The organism is Stenotrophomonas sp. GD03777, assembly GCF_029842485.1.
Classification (GTDB): Bacteria; Pseudomonadota; Gammaproteobacteria; order Xanthomonadales; family Xanthomonadaceae; genus Stenotrophomonas; species Stenotrophomonas sepilia.
Genome location: NZ_JAOCGL010000178.1, coordinates 1 through 4,350 on the forward strand (window position 1 = coordinate 1; position 4,350 = coordinate 4,350).

The 4,350-nt window shown below is 67.1% G+C and carries 5 protein-coding genes and 1 pseudogene; 1 reads left to right on the top strand and 5 read right to left on the bottom strand.

From position 1 onward, the window contains the following. Window positions 1-28: 28 nt before the first annotated feature. The 5 genes from N5E02_RS20220 to N5E02_RS20240 all read right to left on the bottom strand — a co-directional run bounded on the left by N5E02_RS20220 (window position 29) and on the right by N5E02_RS20240 (window position 3,740). The gene (locus N5E02_RS20220) at window positions 29-910 is read right to left on the bottom strand and encodes a transporter associated domain-containing protein (RefSeq protein WP_005408827.1); all 882 of its coding nucleotides are present in this window, start codon (window positions 908-910) and stop codon (window positions 29-31) included. Window positions 911-974: 64 nt separating this feature from the next. Further along, complete coding sequence (locus tag N5E02_RS20225; RefSeq protein WP_005415933.1) at window positions 975-1,541, bottom strand: hypothetical protein; 567 nt, start codon at window positions 1,539-1,541, stop codon at window positions 975-977. A 77-nt stretch (window positions 1,542-1,618) separates the two neighbouring features. Then, window positions 1,619-2,224: a hypothetical protein gene (locus N5E02_RS20230; RefSeq protein WP_065177392.1), complete on the bottom strand. Its 606-nt coding sequence runs from the start codon at window positions 2,222-2,224 to the stop codon at window positions 1,619-1,621. A 47-nt stretch (window positions 2,225-2,271) separates the two neighbouring features. After that, window positions 2,272-2,757 (bottom strand): rRNA maturation RNase YbeY, encoded by a 486-nt coding sequence (gene ybeY / locus N5E02_RS20235; protein WP_065177391.1) that lies wholly within the window; start codon window positions 2,755-2,757, stop codon window positions 2,272-2,274. Continuing rightward, the gene (locus tag N5E02_RS20240) at window positions 2,754-3,740 is read right to left on the bottom strand and encodes a PhoH family protein (RefSeq protein ID WP_005415936.1); all 987 of its coding nucleotides are present in this window, start codon (window positions 3,738-3,740) and stop codon (window positions 2,754-2,756) included. The genes ybeY and N5E02_RS20240 overlap by 4 nt, the downstream gene beginning before the upstream one ends. A gap of 293 nt (window positions 3,741-4,033) precedes the next feature. Here N5E02_RS20240 and N5E02_RS20245 point away from each other — a divergent pair. Further along, window positions 4,034-4,350 (top strand): annotated as a pseudogene (locus tag N5E02_RS20245) (hemolysin secretion protein D); the annotation flags it as partial.

Below are 4,350 nucleotides of genomic sequence, written 5' to 3' on the forward strand. Positions count from 1 at the left end.
CACACCATGAGGATCAGGCCGCGGCGCTTCAAGCGTCGTCCTGCGCGTCCGGCGGCAGCACGGTCACGTGGAAGGCCTGAACCCGGCGCGCATCGGCGCGGGCCACGCGGAACATGAAGCGGTCCAGTGCCAGCTCATCGCCGACTTCCGGAAGGTGGCCCACGGCCTCGGTGACCAGGCCACCGATGGTGTCGTAGTCCTCGTCGGAGAACGTCGCGCCGAAGCGCTCGTTGAAGTCGCCGATCGGGGTCAGCGCGTCGACCACGTACTGGCCGTCGGACTGGATGGCGATCTGCGCGGACGGATCCTCGGCCTCGTCGTGCTCGTCGTCGATCTCGCCGACGATCTGCTCCAGCACGTCCTCGATGGTGACCAGACCGGCAACGCCGCCGTACTCGTCGACCACGATGGCCATGTGGTTGCGCGACAGGCGGAACTCCTTCAGAAGCACGTTCAGCTTCTTCGCCTCCGGGATCAGCACCGCCGGGCGCAGCAGCTCGCGCACGTTGGCCGGGCCGTTGTCGGCGACCACGCCGCGCAGCAGGTCCTTGGCCAGCAGGATGCCAAGGATGTCGTCCTTGTTCTCGCCGTGCACCGGGAAGCGCGAATGGCCCGATTCGACCACCTGCTTCATCAGTTCCAGGAAGGGCGCTTCGACCGGCAGCGAGACCATCTGCGAGCGCGAGATCATCACGTCGCCCACGGTCAGCTCGGCCACCGAAATGGCGCCTTCCATCATCTTCAGGGTATCGGCGGCGATCAGACCCTCTTCCTGCGCGGTGTGCAGGACAGCGACCAGCTCGTCGCGGGTGTGGGGTTCGCCGGAGAAGGCCGAGGTCAGGCGTTCAAGCCAACCGCGCTTCTTTTCACTGTGCTCCGCAGGGGAGCTACTACTGTCGTCTTCTGACATCTCTGGAAAAAAGGCACCCGGCAGGCCGGGCGTTGGCTCAAGTCTAGCAGGATGTGGCGGCCTGTCAGTGACCGTCGCTGCCCGGTCCGGTGATCGGCGGCGGGGCCAGTTCAGGCCGGGCAGGGGCTTCTTCTTCAGGCAGGTCCAGGCTGTAGGTACAGCCGGCCAGGGTCTTGCCCGGATGGGAGGCCACGGTGGAGACGCTGAGAATGATCGACTCGATCTGGGCCTCGCCGCTCTTCGGGTCGGTCACGTCGCGGCTGACCAGCTCGCGGCCGGCCATGAACTTGCCGTCCTGGTCGTAGCCGGTCTCCAGCGCCAGGCGTTTGGCCAACGGCCGCGGGTCAGCCTGGTCGAGGATCGCCATGATGCTGGAGCCGGCCACGGCGACCCGTTCGGTGCGGTCGCCGAACACGCTGATCGGCTGGGCCAGTCGGTACTCGCTCATGAACTGGTTGCCCTGGGGCAGCGGCTGCAGGCCGTGGGCGACGGCCTTCAGCGGATCAGCCAGCAGCGGTGCCAGTGCAGCGTGATCGGCTACGCCCTGGCGGCATTCGATCAGCGCCGGCAGGTCCAAGGCAGCGGCCGGGGCGGACGCGACGAGCAGCAGGGGCAGGACAATACGCAGCACGGGCACTGGATCCGCAACGGAAGGCAGGCCGGTGATCGTACCGGTCCCGGTCGGCTATCGCGAGCGTCTCTACGCAGTCAGGGAGATTGCAGGTGCGATGCCGCTGGGTACCAGCGCAGCCTGACCGGGTAGCCCAGCAGCGCCTGCAGGTGGTCGCGCACGGTCGCCGCCGTTGCGCGCGCGCCAGCGGTATCCCGGAGTTCCAGCTCCAGTTCACCGGTCATGACGTCCAGGCCATAGCCGGTCAGGCCGGGCAGCTGCGGGATGAACCAGCCCTGCTGCGCCTGAAGACGGCGCTGCATCTCCGCTTCGGTCATTGAAGCGCCGATGATGTAGCGCACGCGTTGCGGGCCGTCCGCCCCTGGATGGGTCTCATCGGCCGCAGGTGCCGGCCCAGTCAGTCGCACGACGACGTTCCACCCCGTCGCATTGTCCACCCACATACCGGCCAGGCGTGCCGCGTGGCGCGCCCTCAAGCGTTCCATCAACGCGTGCTGCTGCGCCTCGGCGACCGCCTGGCGGGCCGTCTGCTGGCTGACGTCAAAGAAGGCCTGCACCTCGGCGACTTTGGCGGCAATGTCGGCGGCGCTGTCGCTGGCCGGGAACGGCGACGGTCGTTCCCGGTCGGGGTCGATGCCCGGGGCAGTGGTTACCTGCAGAAGAGCGGCAATGAGTGCGGGCAACAGCGCGATGGGGGTGTCCTCTGTGATGAACCCGGTATGCGTGGCCGTCAGCGCTCGCCGGCGTAGGGATCGGCGATGCCGAGCTCGGCCAGGATCTCGCGCTCCAGCTGTTCCATTGCGTCGGCTTCCTTGTCGTCCTCGTGGTCCCAGCCAAGCAGGTGCAGCACGCCGTGCACGGTCAGGTGCGCGTAATGTGCGTTGAGCGCCTTGCCCTGTTCGTCGGCTTCGCGGGCCACCACCGGTGCGCAGATCACCAGGTCGCCGAGCAATGGAAACTTGACGCCCTTGGGCAGGCCTTCGGGCACGTCGGCCGGGAAGCTGAGCACGTTGGTGGCGTAGTCCTTGCCACGGTAATGGCGGTTCAGCGACTGCCCCTCCTTGGCATCGACCACGCGGATGGCCAGGTCGGCCTCACGGATGCGGCCCTTCAACGCAGCGGCCACCCACTTGCGGAAGCTCACTGCGGCCGGCAGCCCGGTACGCGGCAGGGCATAACTGACGGCGACGTCCAGTCGCACGGGACCACGGGTCATGGCGTTGCTCCAGGCTGGATCTGATGCAGGTCGCGGCGGTCGTAGGCGCTGACGATGCGCGCCACCAGCGGATGCCGGACCACGTCGCGGGATTCGAAGAAGGTGAAGCTGACGCCCTCGACCTCGCGCAGCACATCGATCGCGTCGCGCAGGCCGGACTTCACGTGCTTGGGCAGGTCGGTCTGGGTCAGGTCACCGGTGACCACCGCCGTGGAGCCGTAGCCCAGGCGGGTCAGGAACATCTTCATCTGTTCGATGGTGGTGTTCTGCGCCTCGTCCAGGATCACGAACGCATCGTTGAGCGTGCGGCCGCGCATGTAGGCCAGCGGCGCGATCTCGATGACGTTCTTCTCCAGCAGCTTGACCACCTTCTCCACGCCCATCATCTCGTACAGGGCGTCGTACAGCGGTCGCAGGTACGGGTCGACCTTCTGGCTCAGGTCGCCGGGCAGGAAGCCCAGCTTCTCGCCGGCTTCCACCGCCGGGCGCACCAGGATCAGGCGCTGCACCCGTGACTCGTTCAGTGCTTCGACCGCGCTGGCCACGGCCAGGAAGGTCTTGCCGGTTCCGGCCGGGCCGATGCCGAAGTTGATGTCATGCGTGGCGATCTGGTGCAGGTAGCGGCCCTGGTTGGCGCCGCGGCCACGTACCGTGCCACGCTTGACCTTGATTGCCACGTCCTGCGCTTCGTAGGAGCGCTCGGCGATCTGCTCGACGTTGGCCTGCGCCAGGCGCAGGTGGATGGCGTGATTGTCGAAGGTGGTTTCGCCGGCTTCGGCGTACAGCGCTTCAACCAGCTTCTGCGCCTCGACGATGGCTTCGTTGGGCCCGCTGATGCGGAACACGAAGCCACGATTGGCGATCTCCACGCCGAGCTTCAGCTCGATCTGGCGCAGGTGCCCGTCGAAGGGGCCGCACAGGTTGGCCAGTCGCTCGTTGTCTTCCGGTGACAGGGTGAAGTCTCGATGATCGATGCTTTTCATTGCTTGGGGTGGGGCGGGGGCGCCGTCCACCGCGATGGACTCGGGGTGACAAGGTTACGCGCGTACCGGGCATGCGGCCAGCGGCGGGCCGATACGCGGTTTTCCACACCCGGTGTGGACGGGGGGCGCGAAAACCTGTGGATAGGCCTTCGCAGTGCTTGTGCCACAAGGCGTATGAGGTGGTGGTGAAAAAACCGTCACGGTCGGCCGCTCCCGTGACGGCAGCGCATCTTCCGCTGCCAGGCAGCCAGTACGGCCGCCCCCGTCCGGTTCTCCACACCGGCTGTGGAATGATGCTGAATCAAGCTGTGGATAGGTGGCGAGGAACCTTGCAGCAAAAGGCTCGCCCGTACGTGGCGAAAAAACCGTCAGGGCTGATCGGAATCATTGAGGGTGCACGGGGCAGGTGGCACCGTGTCGACGTCGCAGGAGGGGATGGCATGGGCATCGGCAACGGGATGCGTGGACTCGGGCTGGCGGGCATCGGCCTGCTGGCGGGCTGTGGGCAGTCAACGCCAACGGCGCTGGGCACACTGGAGTGGGACCGGATCACGGTGCCGGCGCCGGCGGCCGAGGTGATCGCCACGGTGGAGGTGCGCGAGGGCCAGCG